23 protein-coding genes and 1 pseudogene are annotated in these 16,220 nt (G+C 38.5%); 20 read left to right on the top strand and 4 right to left on the bottom strand.

Annotated features, from left to right (window positions below; genetic code table 11):
* The first annotated feature begins 66 nt into the window (after positions 1-66).
* Together pepT and dcuC are read left to right on the top strand one after the other, a co-directional pair.
* Positions 67-1,332 carry a peptidase T gene (pepT, locus tag ACWIW0_RS06910; protein WP_454452731.1) on the top strand — a complete coding sequence of 422 codons (1,266 nt, stop codon included), beginning with the start codon at positions 67-69 and terminating at the stop codon, positions 1,330-1,332.
* Positions 1,332-2,690, top strand: coding sequence for an anaerobic C4-dicarboxylate transporter DcuC (gene dcuC / locus ACWIW0_RS06905; protein ID WP_454452757.1), 1,359 nt, complete (start codon positions 1,332-1,334; stop codon positions 2,688-2,690). The genes pepT and dcuC overlap by 1 nt, the downstream gene beginning before the upstream one ends.
* A gap of 133 nt (positions 2,691-2,823) precedes the next feature.
* Here dcuC and glmS read toward each other — a convergent pair whose 3' ends face one another.
* The 4 genes from glmS to msrP form a co-directional block, all read right to left on the bottom strand.
* Positions 2,824-4,656 carry a glutamine--fructose-6-phosphate transaminase (isomerizing) gene (gene glmS / locus ACWIW0_RS06900; RefSeq protein ID WP_454452730.1) on the bottom strand — a complete coding sequence of 611 codons (1,833 nt, stop codon included), beginning with the start codon at positions 4,654-4,656 and terminating at the stop codon, positions 2,824-2,826.
* Between the two features lie 61 nt (positions 4,657-4,717).
* Positions 4,718-5,479 carry a DeoR/GlpR family DNA-binding transcription regulator gene (locus ACWIW0_RS06895; RefSeq protein ID WP_454452729.1) on the bottom strand — a complete coding sequence of 254 codons (762 nt, stop codon included), beginning with the start codon at positions 5,477-5,479 and terminating at the stop codon, positions 4,718-4,720.
* A gap of 107 nt (positions 5,480-5,586) precedes the next feature.
* Complete coding sequence (locus ACWIW0_RS06890; RefSeq protein WP_454452728.1) at positions 5,587-6,180, bottom strand: protein-methionine-sulfoxide reductase heme-binding subunit MsrQ; 594 nt, start codon at positions 6,178-6,180, stop codon at positions 5,587-5,589.
* Positions 6,180-7,133: a protein-methionine-sulfoxide reductase catalytic subunit MsrP gene (gene msrP / locus ACWIW0_RS06885; protein ID WP_454452727.1), complete on the bottom strand. Its 954-nt coding sequence runs from the start codon at positions 7,131-7,133 to the stop codon at positions 6,180-6,182. Before msrP ends, ACWIW0_RS06890 begins: the two co-directional genes overlap by 1 nt.
* 99 nt (positions 7,134-7,232) lie before the next feature.
* On the opposite strand from msrP, the gene ACWIW0_RS06880 reads away from it, so the two are divergent.
* The 18 genes and pseudogenes from ACWIW0_RS06880 (at position 7,233) to rpsM (ending at position 16,213) form a co-directional block, all read left to right on the top strand.
* On the top strand, positions 7,233-7,817 hold the full coding sequence (locus ACWIW0_RS06880) for a sigma-70 family RNA polymerase sigma factor (RefSeq protein ID WP_454452726.1): 585 nt from the start codon (positions 7,233-7,235) through the stop codon (positions 7,815-7,817).
* Positions 7,817-8,002 (top strand): anti-sigma factor family protein, encoded by a 186-nt coding sequence (locus tag ACWIW0_RS06875; RefSeq protein WP_454452725.1) that lies wholly within the window; start codon positions 7,817-7,819, stop codon positions 8,000-8,002. The genes ACWIW0_RS06880 and ACWIW0_RS06875 overlap by 1 nt, the downstream gene beginning before the upstream one ends.
* 122 nt (positions 8,003-8,124) lie before the next feature.
* Positions 8,125-8,235 (top strand): LPS translocon maturation chaperone LptM, encoded by a 111-nt coding sequence (gene lptM, locus ACWIW0_RS06870; protein WP_454452724.1) that lies wholly within the window; start codon positions 8,125-8,127, stop codon positions 8,233-8,235.
* Positions 8,236-8,305: 70 nt separating this feature from the next.
* Positions 8,306-9,556 (top strand): diaminopimelate decarboxylase, encoded by a 1,251-nt coding sequence (gene lysA / locus ACWIW0_RS06865; RefSeq protein WP_454452723.1) that lies wholly within the window; start codon positions 8,306-8,308, stop codon positions 9,554-9,556.
* Between the two features lie 161 nt (positions 9,557-9,717).
* Positions 9,718-9,969, top strand: a pseudogene (locus ACWIW0_RS06860) (hypothetical protein); the annotation flags it as partial.
* Between the two features lie 229 nt (positions 9,970-10,198).
* A complete protein-coding gene (rplN, locus tag ACWIW0_RS06855; protein WP_005711998.1) occupies positions 10,199-10,570 on the top strand; it encodes a 50S ribosomal protein L14 in 372 nt (123 codons plus the stop codon).
* A gap of 10 nt (positions 10,571-10,580) precedes the next feature.
* Positions 10,581-10,892, top strand: a complete 312-nt coding sequence (rplX, locus tag ACWIW0_RS06850) for a 50S ribosomal protein L24 (RefSeq protein WP_157393722.1) — start codon at positions 10,581-10,583, stop codon at positions 10,890-10,892.
* A 17-nt stretch (positions 10,893-10,909) separates the two neighbouring features.
* Positions 10,910-11,449, top strand: a complete 540-nt coding sequence (rplE, locus tag ACWIW0_RS06845; protein ID WP_157393723.1) for a 50S ribosomal protein L5 — start codon at positions 10,910-10,912, stop codon at positions 11,447-11,449.
* Positions 11,450-11,460: 11 nt separating this feature from the next.
* On the top strand, positions 11,461-11,766 hold the full coding sequence (gene rpsN, locus ACWIW0_RS06840) for a 30S ribosomal protein S14 (RefSeq protein WP_157393724.1): 306 nt from the start codon (positions 11,461-11,463) through the stop codon (positions 11,764-11,766).
* 36 nt (positions 11,767-11,802) lie between these two features.
* Positions 11,803-12,195 (top strand): 30S ribosomal protein S8, encoded by a 393-nt coding sequence (gene rpsH, locus ACWIW0_RS06835; RefSeq protein ID WP_005705955.1) that lies wholly within the window; start codon positions 11,803-11,805, stop codon positions 12,193-12,195.
* Between the two features lie 16 nt (positions 12,196-12,211).
* Positions 12,212-12,745: a 50S ribosomal protein L6 gene (rplF, locus tag ACWIW0_RS06830; RefSeq protein ID WP_157393725.1), complete on the top strand. Its 534-nt coding sequence runs from the start codon at positions 12,212-12,214 to the stop codon at positions 12,743-12,745.
* Positions 12,746-12,759: 14 nt separating this feature from the next.
* A complete protein-coding gene (rplR, locus tag ACWIW0_RS06825; protein WP_157393726.1) occupies positions 12,760-13,113 on the top strand; it encodes a 50S ribosomal protein L18 in 354 nt (117 codons plus the stop codon).
* 14 nt (positions 13,114-13,127) lie between these two features.
* Entirely contained in the window at positions 13,128-13,628 is a 501-nt protein-coding gene (gene rpsE / locus ACWIW0_RS06820) for a 30S ribosomal protein S5 (protein ID WP_005625147.1), read from the top strand.
* Positions 13,629-13,634: 6 nt separating this feature from the next.
* Entirely contained in the window at positions 13,635-13,814 is a 180-nt protein-coding gene (gene rpmD, locus ACWIW0_RS06815) for a 50S ribosomal protein L30 (RefSeq protein WP_005599315.1), read from the top strand.
* Positions 13,815-13,818: 4 nt separating this feature from the next.
* The gene (rplO, locus tag ACWIW0_RS06810; RefSeq protein ID WP_454452722.1) at positions 13,819-14,253 is read left to right on the top strand and encodes a 50S ribosomal protein L15; all 435 of its coding nucleotides are present in this window, start codon (positions 13,819-13,821) and stop codon (positions 14,251-14,253) included.
* Between the two features lie 3 nt (positions 14,254-14,256).
* Complete coding sequence (gene secY / locus ACWIW0_RS06805) at positions 14,257-15,579, top strand: preprotein translocase subunit SecY (RefSeq protein ID WP_454452721.1); 1,323 nt, start codon at positions 14,257-14,259, stop codon at positions 15,577-15,579.
* Between the two features lie 25 nt (positions 15,580-15,604).
* Entirely contained in the window at positions 15,605-15,718 is a 114-nt protein-coding gene (rpmJ, locus tag ACWIW0_RS06800; protein WP_454452720.1) for a 50S ribosomal protein L36, read from the top strand.
* Between the two features lie 138 nt (positions 15,719-15,856).
* Positions 15,857-16,213 (top strand): 30S ribosomal protein S13, encoded by a 357-nt coding sequence (gene rpsM / locus ACWIW0_RS06795; protein ID WP_005599322.1) that lies wholly within the window; start codon positions 15,857-15,859, stop codon positions 16,211-16,213.
* Positions 16,214-16,220: the final 7 nt, after the last annotated feature.

The following is a 16,220-nucleotide window of genomic DNA, read 5'->3' as shown; positions in this document are numbered from 1 at the left end:
CGGTACTTTTGCTGTGCTTATTTGGTTGTTTTTTATTATTTTATTTATGCAAAATGGAGAGTTTATATGGCGAATATTGCTTTAGATAAATCCCTTCTCACACGCTTATTGCGTTACACTCAAATTTATACCACTTCTGATGCGTCAAGCCAAACTGTGCCAAGCACTCCACAACAGTGGGACTTACTTCATCTTCTTAAAGAAGAAATGCAAGCTCTTGGATTATCTGATATTAGCTTAGATGATAAAGGGTATCTCTTTGCAACCTTACCAGCCACCATAGATAAACCAGTTCCAGTACTAGGGTTATTGGCTCACGTTGATACTGCACCTGCATTTAATGGTAAAAATGTAAAACCACAGGTTATTGAGCGGTATGATGGTAATGATATTTTACTAGCTGGAAGTGGTGATAAACTTTCAGCAAAAGTATTTCCTTCACTCAACAAGTTAATTGGACATACCCTAGTTACAACAGATGGTACATCATTACTTGGAGCTGATGATAAATCAGGTATTTCTATTATCCTATCTGTTGTTGAATACCTACTGGCTCATCCTGAAATTCCACACGGTAAAATTCGTATTGGTTTTACACCTGATGAAGAAATTGGGCGAGGCGCTAAACACTTTGATGTTGCCAAATTCGGAGCAGATGTAGCTTACACCTTAGATGGTGGACCAGTAGGAGAACTTCAATATGAAACATTCAATGCAGATGAAGCAACAGTCACGCTATATGGTCGTAGTGTTCACCCTGGTTATGCAAAAGATACTATGATCAATGCGTGGACAAGAGCTTGTGAATACCAACATTTACTTCCACCACATCTTACTCCGCCAACCAGTGAAGCTCGTCAAGGTTTTATTTTCTTACGCAATATGGAAGGCTCAACAGATGAATGTCGTATTCATTACGCATTAAGAAGTTTTGAGCGAGCTGAGATAGAAAACTATCAGAAAATGTTGTTTGAAACGATGGAAAAAATGCAACAAAAATATGGAGAACAGTGTGGAAAAGTAGAAATTAAAGAGCATTATCGCAATATGGGAGAAGTTTTAGTCCATTATTTATACTTAATAGATATTGCTAAACAGGCAATGGAATCTCAGGGTATCACGCCAAATATCGATCCTATTCGTGGTGGAACTGATGGCGCTCGCTTATCCTTTATGGGACTACCAACTCCAAATCTATTCACAGGGGGAGAAAACTTCCACGGGCCTTTTGAATTTATCTCTGTCGATACAATGAATCAATCTGCAAATGTTGTTATCAACATTGCACAAAAATTTACAACTTATCCATTTCATTCAGGAGAATCATTATGATTAGCTTAATTATTGGTGCTTTGGCACTTATCGCCTTAGGTTGGTTAATTATTAAAGGTTATAACGCCAAAGGTGTACTATTTGGTATGGGTATATTATTACTCGTTATTGCTTTCTTTATGGGAAAACCAATTATTAAAGCCCCATCAGGTAATCTAATTAGTGATTTAAACAACTATATTTATGGGCTTTTTGAATCTCGTGGTGGTAATCTTGGAATGATTATTATGGCGTTAATCGGTTTCTCAGCATATATGTCCCATATTGGAGCCAATGACGTCATCATTCGAGTTCTCTACAAGCCACTACGCTACATTCGTTCTCCGTATTTACTGATGATTGGCGGATATTTAATTGGCTCAATGATGGCATTTGCTATTCACTCAGCAACAGCTCTTGGGGTATTCTTAATGGCAACACTATTCCCTATTATGACTCGCTTAGGAATTAGTGCCCCATCTGCTGCAGCTGTTTGTGCAACCACAGCCATTTTAAATCTCTCTCCTACTGCTGCTGATATTATTTTAGCTGCCGAGAAAGCTAATGCAGAACTTATTGGTTTCTCATTTGGCGTGATCTTACCGATGTCATTAGTTGCAATGGTATTTGTTGCCGTTGCTCACTTCTTCTGGCAACGTTTCTGTGATAAACAAGAAGGGCTAATTACTCAAACATCTAATCAAACAATCAATGTAGAAAATCTAAACTTAAATACCAATGCACCACTTTTCTACTTTGTGTTACCTTTCCTACCAATTATTGGTTTGTTTATCTTTGATGGCGAAATTGCGGCCAAAATTTCATTAGGCGGATTGATTATTCTCACAATAATTCTTTCAGCTATTATCGAATTTTTCCGTACATTTAGTGCAACAAAAGTATATGAAGGATTAGAAGTTTGCTATAAAGGAATGGCAGAAGCATTCTCTGCAGTTGTTGTACTCTTAGTTGCTGCTGGCATTTTTGCTCACAGTCTAAGCAGTATCGGCTTTATTGAAGCATTGATTGACTCTGTACAAAATGTTGGTAATGCTGCAACTTTAATGATGTTTGCATTAGTGATCATCACGCTATTAGTTGCAATCGCATCAGGTTCTGGTAATGCTGCATTCTTTGCATTCGTAGAGATTGCACCAAAACTTGCTACACAAATGGGTATTAACCCAATCTACTTAATTGCTCCAATGATGCAAGTATCTAATATCGGCCGTGCAATGTCGCCTGTTTCTGGTGTTACTGTTGCCGTTGCTGGTGCTGCAAACTTATCACCATTACTCTTAGCAAAACGTATTTCAGTACCATCACTAGTCGGTGTTGCAGTTATTGTTATTTATACAATGGTGTTAATTCCACAGTAATAATATATGTCATTTTGAGTTTTACTTATAAAAGAAATATCTTATAGTGGAAGGTCAAAAACCAATAGATGGGTCATTTAAAGAGTCCTGCTGAAGTAGAGCCACTAAGTGGCTCTATGATACACCTAGCTTATTACTCCACAGTAACAGCTTTAGCAAGATTACGAGGCTGATCAACATCAGTGCCTTTGATTAAGGCAATATGATATGAAAGAAGTTGAAGTGGTACGGTATAGAAAATCGGTGCAGTAACTTCGTCAACTTTTGGCATTACTACGGTTTTAAACCCCTCTGAATCACTAAATCCAGCATCATGATCTGCAAAGACATAAAGCTGCCCGCCACGAGCACGCACTTCTTCAATATTTGATTTCACTTTTTCGAGTAAGTCGTTTTCTGGTGCAACCACGATAACTGGCATATCACTATCAATCAATGCGAGTGGGCCGTGCTTTAATTCTCCAGCTGCATAGGCTTCAGCGTGAATATAAGAAATCTCTTTAAGTTTTAAGGCAGATTCCATTGCGATAGGGTAAAACTCACCACGCCCTAAAAAGAGTGTGTGATGTTTATCTGCAAAATCTTCAGATAATTTTTCAATTGCCTTGTCAAAAACTAATGCATTCTCAATTTGTGCTGGTAAGCGTTGTAGGGATTGAACAATATGTTTTTCTTGTTCTTCACTTAAATTGCCTTTTAAACGACCGATTGCAACATTTAATAACAATAAACAAGTGAGCTGTGTCGTAAAGGCTTTTGTTGATGCCACGCCAATTTCTACCCCTGCTTTTGTCATAAAGGCAAAATCAGATTCACGAACTAATGAGGAACTTGCCACATTACAAATCGTCATTGCCGCCATAAAACCTGACTTTTTTGCTAGACGCAATGCGGCTAACGTATCAGCAGTTTCGCCAGATTGAGAAAGTGTGATCAACAAACTATTTGGACGAGTCACAAATTTACGGTAACGGAACTCAGAGGCAATTTCCACATCACAACTCACGCCCGCAATAGATTCAAACCAATAACGTGCAACCATTCCCGCATTATAAGATGTACCACAAGCAACAATTTGAATATGTTGAGCATCTTTGAGAATTTGTGCTGCGTTAGTCCCAATAGCATCAATCACAACTTTATCATTGGCAATACGCCCTTCTAAAGTATTACGAATTGCCACAGGTTGTTCAAAAATCTCTTTCTGCATATAGTGGCGATATTGCCCTTTATCCGCAGCATCTTGCTCAAAATTGCCTTCGTGGATTTCACGCTCCACTTTTATGCCATTACGATCAAAAATATCGACTGAGCGACGAGTAATTTCTGCGACATCACCTTCTTCTAAATAAATAAAACGGCGAGTTACACTCAATAGTGCGAGCGGATCTGATGCAAGGAAATTCTCTCCCATACCTAATCCGATAACTAATGGACTACCAGAGCGAGCAACAATTAAATGTTCAGGCTCTGCTTGGTTCATTACTACCGTTCCGTAAGCTCCACGCAACTGCACGACTGCTTTTTGTACCGCTTCTAACAAACTTTTCGCAGTGCGTAATTCCCATTCAACTAAATGAGCAATAACTTCGGTGTCTGTCTGTGATTGAAACTGGTAACCACGAGCTTGTAATTCACTACGTAATTCTTCATAGTTTTCAATAATGCCATTATGTACAACCGCAATATTCCCAGAACGATGTGGGTGAGCATTCGTCTCAGAGGGTTCACCGTGCGTTGCCCAACGGGTGTGAGCAATCCCTGTTCCACCTAATAATGGGTTGGCGTCCAACGCTTCGTCTAATGCTTTAACTTTACCAACTCGGCGAACAATCTGCATCTGTTTGTCGTGATTTAATACTGCAACCCCTGCAGAGTCATAACCACGATATTCTAAACGGTGTAAACCATCGACTAAAATTTCTGCGATATCACGTTGTGCTACTGCACCTACGATTCCACACATATTTTGCTTCCTTTTGTAAATTTTTGAGAAAATGTAACCGCTTATAAGCGGTCAGAAACCATTAATTTTTTGCAAGAATGACTCTAACACCCTGTTGCTCAATTTGTAATTGAATCTCTGGCGAAAGTTGGTCATCTGTAATTAATTTATCAATCTGTTGCCATTGCAATTCTAAATTAGGCATTTTCCGCCCGATCTTTTGTGATTCAATCAACACAATAACTTCACGAGCCACTTCCGCCATTACTTGACTTAACCCGATGAGTTCATTGAACGTTGTTGTCCCGCGTAGCAGATCCAAACCATCAGCGCCGATAAAAAGTTGATCAAAGTCGTAAGAACGTAACACTTGTTCTGCAACCTTTCCTTGAAAAGATTCAGAACGAGCATCCCAAGTTCCCCCCGTCATCAATACCGTAGGCTCGCATTCCAAAGTGGTTAATTCATTAGCTAAGGCTAAAGAATTGGTCATTATTACCAAACCTGTTTGGTTTAAGGCTTTTACTAACGCACCCGTTGTGCTTCCGCTATCAATAATAATGCGATTATGCTCTCTAATTTGCTGAACTGCGGCTTGAGCAATAGCTAACTTTTGTTTCGAAAGTTGTTCGTGAGATTCTTCAATTAACTCGGTTGGGATTTTTACTGCTCCGCCGTAGCGACGCAACAAAAAACCGCTTTCTTCCAAAGCGGTTAAGTCTTTGCGAATCGTAACTTCTGATGTTTCAAACAAAGTCGCTAGATGCTCAACACTGACTTCACCTTGTTCTTGCACCATATTGGCAATAATTTGACGGCGTTGTTGAGTATTTCGTTTTGACATATTTCTTTCAATTATCTTTCGAACCGAAACTTACGCCGCATTATATACGAAAACCACCAAATGAAAAGAAAAGATATACTGCTAAATTAAAATTTACTTGCTTTGCATTAGCGATGAGTAGGTAAAATATATTGGCTAAGGTATCGCCACGCAACGATAAAGCAGATGATTCCACCAATAATAATAGGATCAAGGGTAAGGCTTTTTACTGACCAATAGTAGTGAATGCCCGCACAAATAATAGCTAGATAGGCAAATTGATGCACCGTAAACCATTTTTTACCCAACGCACTTTTAATAGATGGTAAAGAAGTTATTGTCATCACTAACAATATAATAAATGCAATTCCACCCAAGATTAAATAAGGGCGATCAACAAGCTCCTTGAAAAACAAGTGGAAATCAAGATTGAGTTCTAACACCAAATAACTTGCAACGTGAAGTAACGCATAAAAGAATGCCCATAATCCGAGTGGGCGGCGTAAAATCTGATATTGGTTTTTATTAAGTAACTGTAAAATAATGCCTAATAAAAACATCATACAGAAAATGACAATAGCGGTATAACCAAGAAAATGCTCAATTTCTTTAATAGGATCTGCCCCTAAAGCCGTTTCATCTCCTGATAACAATACTGAAATCAGCCAAACAAATGGGGCAAAACACCCCAAATGGATTATTACTCTATATAGTGCTAGCATTAGTAATTTACCCTTAAATCTAAACCTTTATATAGATGAGCGACTTCTTGCTCATAGCCGTTAAACATTAGTGTTGGTTGGCGTTTAACGCTTAATAAACCACCAGAGCCAATTACACGTTCAGAGGCTTGCGACCAACGAGGGTGATCAACGTTCGGATTAACGTTGGCATAAAAACCATATTCGTGTGGAGCGAGCTTTTCCCACGTTGTTTGTGGGCGAGTTTCTGAAAGTGTAATTTTTACAATAGATTTAATGTTCTTAAAGCCGTATTTCCAAGGCACAACTAAACGAATTGGTGCACCATTTTGTGGTGGTAAGGCTTTACCATATAGGCCAACAGACATTAAGGTTAATGGATTCATCGCTTCTGCAATCGTTAAGCCTTCTACATACGGATAATCAATCCCACCACCAAAAAAACGGTTTTTCTGCCCTGGCATTTGTTCAGGATCGTGTAAGGTATGGAATACAACATATTTAGCTCGGCTTGTTGGTTTAGCTTTTGCTAATAGTTTATTTAACTCAAAGCCAATCCAAGGAACAACCATTGACCACGCTTCGACACACCGAAAACGATAAATACGTTCCTCTAACGGAAATTGAGTAAAGAGCTGGTTATAATCTAAGGTAAATGGGTTTTCTACTTCACCCGTAATTTCAACAGTCCAAGGATCAACCTTAAAATCTTTCGCATATTGTGCAGGCGATCCTTTATCAACTCCAAACTCATAAAAATTATTATAGCCTGTGATTTTATTCTCTGGCGTTAGAATCAAATCACTTTTCTCAGCCGTTTTAAAATCTAATTTTTTCAGTGTATTTTGGCTGTCGGCTAAGCTGATATTTGGCAATATTGTTGTAGCTGCACCAAGCCCCATTGCGGTAATAATTTTACGGCGTTGATAGAAAATATCTTCAGGGGTAACATCATTTTCAGTTAATTTTTTCATTCTGATCTCCTAATCGCAGTATAATCTGTTTATTGGACTCATTTATCCTTAAAAAATTACAACAAAATATAATAAATCTTATAAAAGGGGGAATTCATAATGGAAACAGAGCAACAACAGCTTACGCAAATTCCACCACAGCAAATCGAAGATATTCGTCAGCAAATGGTGAAATTTGCAGTGTTGCAACTAAAAGATCCCGATCTTGCTGAAGATGTGGTACAAGAAGCTCTCACTAGTGCTTATAAAAATGCAGAGTCTTTTAAAGGTAAATCTGCCTTAAAAACTTGGGTCTTCGCTATTTTAAAGAATAAAATTATTGATTTAATTCACTATCGTAAACGCACAGTAACGGTATCTGAAATTTATGAAGAAGATGCCCCAAATGCTTTTTTTACGGAACGAGATCACTGGGATTTAGCTTACTTTGAGCCAAGTGAATGGCAAAGTGTACAAAGTAGTACCTATAAAAAAGAGTTTTGGGTGGTTTTTGAAACCTGTCTCACACAATTACCCGCACAACAAGCTCGAATTTTTATGATGAGAGAATATTTAGAAATGAATACCGATGAAATTTGTCAGGAATGTGAGATTTCCACGTCTAATTTACACGTTATTCTATTTCGGGCTAGGCTACAACTACAAGCTTGTTTATCAAAAAGTTGGTTTGGGGAGAAAAAATAATGAAAAAATGTAAACAAATTACAGAGTTAATTTCTTTAGGTAATGAACAGAAACTCGCATTTAATCAACGCTGTGCAGTAAATATGCACCTACTATTCTGCCCTTATTGCCGAGCATTCAAGCAAAATACTCAACAAATGCGGCAATTAATGCAGCAGTTTAAACAACAGCAAGATGAAGAATAATAGAAAGCCGTTTAAGCTCTATGGTTAAATAGCTTTTTCTTTGCGTGTATTGCATATCTTCGGTACAATCGCCATTCTTTGAGCGAATTTCGCTTGTCGCTTTTAGTTTTAAAGTAGGTGCTATGAAAAAATTACTGATTATTGCATTGTTCAGCGGTATCACATTAACGGCTTGTGGGGTAAAAGGCCCACTTTACTTCCCAGAAAATACATCGCAAGAGCAACAGCCGTAACATAAGCGGTGTGATTATCTCAATTATTTACACATATATTTATATAGTTAGTTAATATACTCGGAAGATTATGGATCATTTTAATTATCGTCATCAGCAACTGTTTGCGGAAGAAATTGCCGTTACAGATATTATTCAACAATTTGGCACACCCGCTTATATCTATTCTCGAGCTACTCTTGAACGCCATTGGCACGCGTTTAATGACGCCTTTGGCGAACACCCACACTTAATCTGCTTTGCGGTAAAATCCAATTCAAATATAGCATTATTAAATGTAATGGCTCGTTTGGGTTCTGGCTTTGATATTGTTTCTCAAGGAGAACTTGAACGTGTTCTTGCTGCTGGCGGAGATGCAAATAAAGTGGTTTTTTCTGGTGTAGCAAAATCACATCAAGAAATTGCACGAGCATTAGAAGTGGGTATTCGTTGCTTTAACATTGAATCTATTCCTGAGTTAAAACGAATTAACGATGTTGCTGGGCAACTTGGCAAAATTGCACCAATCTCTTTACGTGTCAATCCTGATGTTGATGCTCATACTCACCCGTATATATCAACGGGCTTAAAAGAGAATAAATTTGGGATTAGCGTGAGTGAAGCTCGTGAAGTTTATCGTTTTGCCAAAACACTGCCGAACGTAAAAATTACAGGAATGGATTGCCATATCGGCTCGCAATTAACTGAATTACAACCCTTCTTAGATGCGACAGATCGCCTGATTGTGCTAATGGAGCAGCTTAAACAAGATGGTATTGAATTACACCATTTAGATTTAGGCGGTGGCTTAGGAGTACCTTACACAGACGAAACGCCTCCGCACCCAACGGAATATACGGCCGCATTGTTAAATAAACTTAAAGCCTATCCGAATTTAGAAATTATTTTAGAACCAGGACGAGCTATTACTGCAAATGCAGGGATTTTGGTCACTAAAGTCGAATATATCAAACAGAATGAAGACCGTAATTTTGCGATTGTGGATACAGGAATGAACGATATGATTCGCCCAGCACTGTATGAAGCCTATATGCAAATTATAGAAATTGACCAGAGTTTAGTGCGTGAAAAAGCGGTTTATGATGTTGTTGGTCCAATTTGTGAAACATCGGACTTTTTAGGTAAACAGCGTGAATTAGCCGTTGCAGAAGGCGATTTAATTGCGGTTCGTTCAGCAGGGGCTTATGGAGCAACAATGTCTTCGACCTATAACTCTCGTCCGCAAGCCGTAGAAGTAATGGTTGATGGTAATCAAGCTCATTTAATCAAACAACGAGCCAGTTTTGCGGATTTATGGCGTTTGGAGCGGAAATTACCCTGATTCTTATAAAATAAATCCCTAGCAAAATACTGGAATGCTGGGGATTTTTTGTAATATTATCCTAAAATCTCACCGCTTTTGTTTTTCTAATACCATATGCTGTTTTTTGCCAATAATAGCTACTTTCAGCAATTTTTATTTTTCCCATCATTTTTAATGTCTTTTATTCTTTTGCCACTAAATATTGTAGTTATCATAACCCAAAAGCATTCCCTATTTATGATAGCTATGTTGAAAAATTTAATAAAGAATATCAATTTTCATCTTTTAAAAGAGCAGAATTGGGAAATTATGAAGCCTTTAAAAGCGTATTATTAGATTTCCAAAAGCATTTTGGCTTGGAAAAATTTGACCTAAAACAGATTGATTGCTATCTATGGTGGCAAGGAAAAGAGTTGTTTAAAAAATCATAATTTATCCTTTAAACAATAAGTAAAGTAGTAAATATACCTTGAAAACTGACCGCTTGTCGTAATACAAGCGGTCTTTTTCTAGCAAAATTTTGCAAATCATTGTAGTTGCTCAAATGTTCAAATTTCGGTTGATCTTACTATCAGCTTTGCGATATAATCCGCTAACTATTTGCATAGGGCAAATAGGTTCGTCCCGAAAGGGTGTTTTTTATTTTAACGGAGCACTAATATGATCCAAGAACAGACTATGCTGGATGTTGCTGATAACTCAGGGGCTCGTAGCGTAATGTGTATCAAGGTTCTAGGTGGATCGCACCGTCGTTACGCTGCTATTGGCGATATCATCAAAGTTACTGTAAAAGAAGCAATTCCACGCGGTAAAGTTAAAAAAGGTGATGTGTTAAAAGCAGTTGTTGTGCGCACCAAGAAGGGTGTTCGTCGCCCAGATGGCGCGGTTATTCGTTTCGATGGCAACGCTTGTGTAATTTTAAACAATAACACAGAGCAACCAATCGGTACTCGTATTTTTGGACCTGTGACGCGTGAACTTCGTTCTGAGAAGTTTATGAAGATCATTTCTTTAGCTCCAGAAGTACTGTAAGGAGAATGTAATGGCTGCAAAAATCCGTCAAAACGATGAAGTTATTGTTCTTACCGGTAAAGATAAAGGTAAGCGTGGTAAGGTAACTAAAGTGTTACCAAACGGGAAAGTTTTTGTTGAAGGTATCAACATTGTAACTAAACACGAAAAACCAGTTCCAGCTTTAGGTAAAGCAGGTGGTTTAGTGAAAAAAGAAGCTGCGATTGATGTTTCTAATGTTGCAATTTTCAACCCTGAAACAAACAAAGCTGACCGTGTAGGATTTAGATTCGAAGAAGGTAAAAAAGTGCGTTTCTTCAAATCTAACGAGAAAACAATTTAATTAACTGGAGTAATGCGATGGCGAAACTGCATGATTACTACAGAGATACAGTAGTTAATGAATTAAAAACTAAATTCAACTACTCATCTGTCATGCAAGTCCCACGAATCGAAAAGATAACCCTGAATATGGGTGTGGGTGAAGCATTGACCGATAAAAAATTGTTAGATAATGCAGTAGCAGATCTAGCAGCAATTAGCGGTCAGAAACCTTTAATTACAAAAGCACGCAAATCTGTTGCAGGCTTTAAAATCCGTCAGGGATATCCAATCGGATGTAAAGTAACCCTACGTGGTGAACGTATGTGGGAGTTCTTTGAAAGATTGATTACTATCGCTGTTCCACGTACTCGTGACTTCCGCGGTTTAAATGCGAAGTCTTTCGATGGTCGTGGTAATTACAGTATGGGTGTTCGTGAACAAATCATTTTCCCAGAAATCGACTATGATAAAGTAGATCGTGTTCGTGGTTTGGATATTACTATCACCACAACTGCGAAAACTGATGAAGAAGGTCAAGCTTTATTAGCGGCTTTCAATTTCCCATTCCGTAAATAAGGTAGGTTATCGTGGCAAAACAATCAATGATTGCACGTGATGTAAAACGTGCGAAATTAGCTGATAAATTTTACGCGAAACGTGAAGAATTAAAGAAAATTATTTCTGATGTAAATTCTTCAGACGAAGAGCGTTGGGATGCTGTTTTAAAATTACAAACACTTCCACGTGATTCTAGTCCAAGTCGTCAGCGTAATCGTTGCCGTCAAACTGGTCGTCCACACGGTGTACTTCGTAAGTTTGGCTTAAGCCGTATTAAGGTTCGTGAAGCCGCAATGCGCGGTGAAATTCCAGGCCTTAAGAAAGCAAGCTGGTAATAACCTCTTTTAATTTGGAATCATGGGAGTAAATACATGAGCATGCAAGATCCAATCGCAGATATGCTGACCCGTATTCGTAACGGTCAAGCTGCGAATAAAGTTGCAATCAGTATGCCTTCATCTAAGTTAAAAGTTGCTATTGCAAGCGTTTTAGCTGAAGAAGGTTATGTTGAGAGCTTCAAAGTTGTTGAAGGTTCAAAACCTGAATTGGAAATCACTTTAAAATATTTCCAAAATAAACCAGTTGTAGAAAGTATCCAACGTGTAAGCCGTCCTGGTCTTCGTATTTATAAACGTAAAGACGAATTACCAAAAGTAATGGGTGGTTTAGGTATCGCAGTTGTTTCTACATCTAAAGGTGTAATGACCGATAGAGCTGCACGTCAAGCAGGTCTAGGCGGTGAAATTATCTGTTACGTAGCATAATAGAGGGGTAGGAAGAATGTCTCGTGTTGCAAAAGCACCTGTTAATGTTCCTGCCGGTGTTGAAGTTAAACTCAACGGTCAGCTATTAACAGTTAAAGGTAAAAACGGCGAGTTATCTCGTGAAATTCATAATGCAGTTGAAGTAAATTACGAAGCTAACGTATTAACTTTTGCACCTAAAGCAGGTGTTGTAAATGCAGATGCACAAGCAGGTACTGCACGTGCACTTGTTAATGCTATGGTTATTGGTGTTACTGAAGGCTTTACTAAGAAATTGCAATTAGTTGGTGTTGGTTATAGAGCACAAATGAAAGGTAACGTAGTTGCTTTAAGTTTAGGTTTCTCACACCCAGTTGAACATACGTTGCCAGCTGGCGTAACTGGTGAATGTCCATCTCAAACAGAAATTATTCTTAAGAGTGCCGACAAACAGTTAATTGGTCAGGTAGCAGCAGATATTCGTGCATATCGCCGTCCAGAGCCTTATAAAGGTAAAGGTGTACGTTATTCTGATGAAGTTGTACGTACAAAAGAAGCGAAGAAAAAGTAAAGTAAGGTAACACTATGGATAAGAAAGTAGCTCGTATCCGTCGTGCAAGCCGTGCACGTCATTTAATGAGAGAGCAAGGTGCAACCCGTTTGGTTGTGCATCGCACACCTCGTCATATTTATGCGCAGGTTATTGCACCTAATGGCTCAGAAGTACTAGTAGCAGCTTCAACTGTTGAAAAAGTAATTAAAGAGCAAGTTAAATATACTGGTAATAAAGACGCAGCAGCAGTAGTTGGAAAATTAGTTGCAGAACGCGCTTTAGCTAAAGGTATTAAAGCGGTTGCATTCGATCGTTCAGGTTTCAAATACCACGGTCGTGTACAATCATTAGCAGATGCTGCTCGTGAAGCTGGTCTTCAGTTCTAATAGAGGAATTTGAGATGTCAAACATCGAAAAACAAGCTGGTGAACTGCAGGAAAAGCTAATCGCGGTTAACCGTGTGTCTAAAACCGTAAAAGGTGGTCGTATTATGAGTTTCACTGCTTTAACAGTAGTGGGAGATGGTAACGGTCGTGTTGGTTTTGGTTACGGTAAAGCTCGTGAAGTTCCAGCAGCTATCCAAAAAGCGATGGAAAAAGCTCGTCGCAATATGATTAATGTAGCTTTAAATGAAGGTACATTACAACACCCTGTTAAAGGTTCTCATACTGGTTCTCGCGTATTTATGCAACCAGCAAGCGAAGGTACCGGTATCATCGCTGGTGGTGCAATGCGTGCAGTATTAGAAGTAGCAGGTGTTCATAACGTATTATCAAAAGCTTATGGGTCAACAAACCCAATTAACGTTGTTCGTGCTACTATTGATGCACTTGCTAATATGAAATCACCAGAAATGGTTGCTGCTAAACGCGGTAAAACCGTTGAAGAAATCTTGGGGTAATTGAATATGGCAAAAACAATTAAAGTAACTCAAACACGTAGCTCAATTGCTCGTTTACCGAAGCATAAAGCAACGTTAAAAGGCTTAGGCTTACGTCATATTCGACATACAGTAGAATTGATCGATACACCTGCAGTACGTGGTATGATCAATCAAGTTTCATATATGGTTAAAGTTGAGGAGTAATAGAATGCGTTTAAATTCTCTATCCCCAGCTGAAGGCGCTAAGCATAGTGAAAAACGTCTTGGTCGTGGTATCGGTTCTGGTTTAGGTAAAACTGGTGGTCGTGGTCATAAAGGTCAAAAATCTCGTACAGGTGGCGGTGTTCGTCGTGGTTTCGAGGGTGGTCAAATGCCTTTATATCGTCGTTTACCAAAATTTGGTTTTACTTCTCTAAAAGCATTACACGTAGCTGAGATCCGCTTAAACGATTTAGCGAAAGTAGATGGTAATGTTGTTACTTTAGATGCTCTTAAGGCTGCTAATGTAGTTACTAAAGATGTTTTATCAGCTAAAGTGATCCTTTCTGGTAAAATTGAAAAAACAGTAGTAATTAAAGGCTTAGGTGTAACTAAAGGTGCAAAAGCTGCTATCGAAGCTGCTGGCGGTTCTATCGAGGAATAGTAAATGGCTAAACAACCAGGATATCAAGGTAATACTCAAAAAGGAACTGGTGAATTAAAATCTAGATTATTGTTCGTATTAGGAGCCTTAATCGTTTTCCGTATCGGTTCTTTTATTCCTGTGCCTGGTATTGATGCTTCTGTATTATCCGAGCTAGTTCGACAGCAGCAAGGCACCATCATTGATATGTTTAATATGTTCTCTGGTGGTGCTTTAAGTAGAGCATCGATATTTGCTTTAGGTATTATGCCTTATATTTCTGCGTCAATTATTATTCAATTATTGACAGCAATCCACCCCGCTTTGATGGAACTCAAAAAAGAAGGTGAAGCAGGCAGACGTAAAATTAGCAAATATACGCGATATGCAACGTTAGGACTAGCATTAATTCAGTCTTTTGGTATTTCATTTGCCCTACCGAATATGGTTCAAGGATTAGTTCCTAATCCTAGTTTCTTATTCTATACAACTTCTGTAATCAGTTTAGTAACAGGTACAATGTTCTTAATGTGGTTAGGTGAACAAATCACAGAGCGTGGCATTGGGAATGGTATCTCATTAATTATCTTTGCAGGAATTGTAGCTGACCTACCGTCAGTAATTGGACAAACGATTGAACAAGCACGTCAAGGAGAGATTTCACCGCTTGTTTTATTACTAATTGCTGTAATTGCGTTCGCAGTAACATATTTTGTGGTATTTGTTGAACGAGGACAAAGAAGAATTGTTGTAAACTATGCAAGTCGCCAGCAAGGAAGAATGATGGCACCTGCAAGAGCATCTCATTTACCATTAAAAGTTAATATGGCTGGTGTAATCCCAGCAATTTTTGCCTCTAGTATTATTTTATTCCCTGCGAGTATTAGTCAATGGGTAGGGCAGAGTGAAAAATTTGAATGGTTATTTGATATATCTCAGTTATTACAACCAGGTCAGCCTTTATATATAATTTTATTTACAGCTGCTGTAATTTTCTTCGCATTCTTTTATACTGGAATGCAATATAATCCTCGTGATACAGCGGATAATTTGAAAAAATCAGGTGCGTTTGTACCAGGTTATCGACCAGGCGAGCAAACATCTCGTTATATTGATAAAGTAATGACGCGTTTAACCTTAATCGGTGCGTTATATATTGCTTTTGTTTGTTTGGTTCCTTATATCATTACATCAGTATGGAAAGTATCTTTCCAACTAGGCGGTACCTCACTATTGATCGTTGTGGTAGTTATTATGGATTTCATCGCACAGGTTCAAAGTCATTTGATGTCTTTGCAATATGATTCTGTGTTGAAGAAAGCCAATTTGAAAGGCTTAGGGCAGTAGCCCTTTGATAGAAAAAGGATAAGCAATGAAAGTTCGTGCTTCAGTTAAGAAATTATGTCGTAACTGTAAAGTTGTTAAACGTGAAGGCGTAGTTCGCGTAATTTGTAGCGATGCTAAACATAAACAACGTCAAGGTTAATTGATATTATTTCTTGCAAAGAACCAGCTGAGCGGTTATACTGCTCAGCTCATTTCGTCCTGATATGCTGTTTGAGTATCCTGAAACGGGCTTTTCAAGATCAGCATATCAATAACTTTAGTTAAATAGGAGTGCATAGTGGCCCGTATTGCAGGCATTAACATTCCTGATCAAAAACATACCGTAATCGCACTAACTGCTATTTATGGCATCGGTAAAACTCGTGCAAAAGCGATCTGCGCTGCAACGGGTATTGCTGAAGATGTGAAGATCAGAGAATTGTCTGAAGAGCAGATTGAAAAACTGCGTGAAGAAGTTGGTAAATTTACTGTCGAAGGTGATTTACGTCGTGAAGTAACTTTAAGCATCAAACGTCTTTTAGACCTAGGTTGCTACCGTGGTTTACGTCATCGTCGTAGTTTACCAGTACGTGGTCAACGTACTAAGACTAATGCGCGTACTCGTAAGGGTCCACGCAAACCGATCAAAAAATAATCGGAGT

It is taken from the genome of Ursidibacter sp. B-7004-1 (assembly GCF_053654055.1).
The sequence above is the reverse complement of the archived record's forward strand: the minus strand, read 5'-3'. Positions and strand labels throughout refer to the sequence as shown.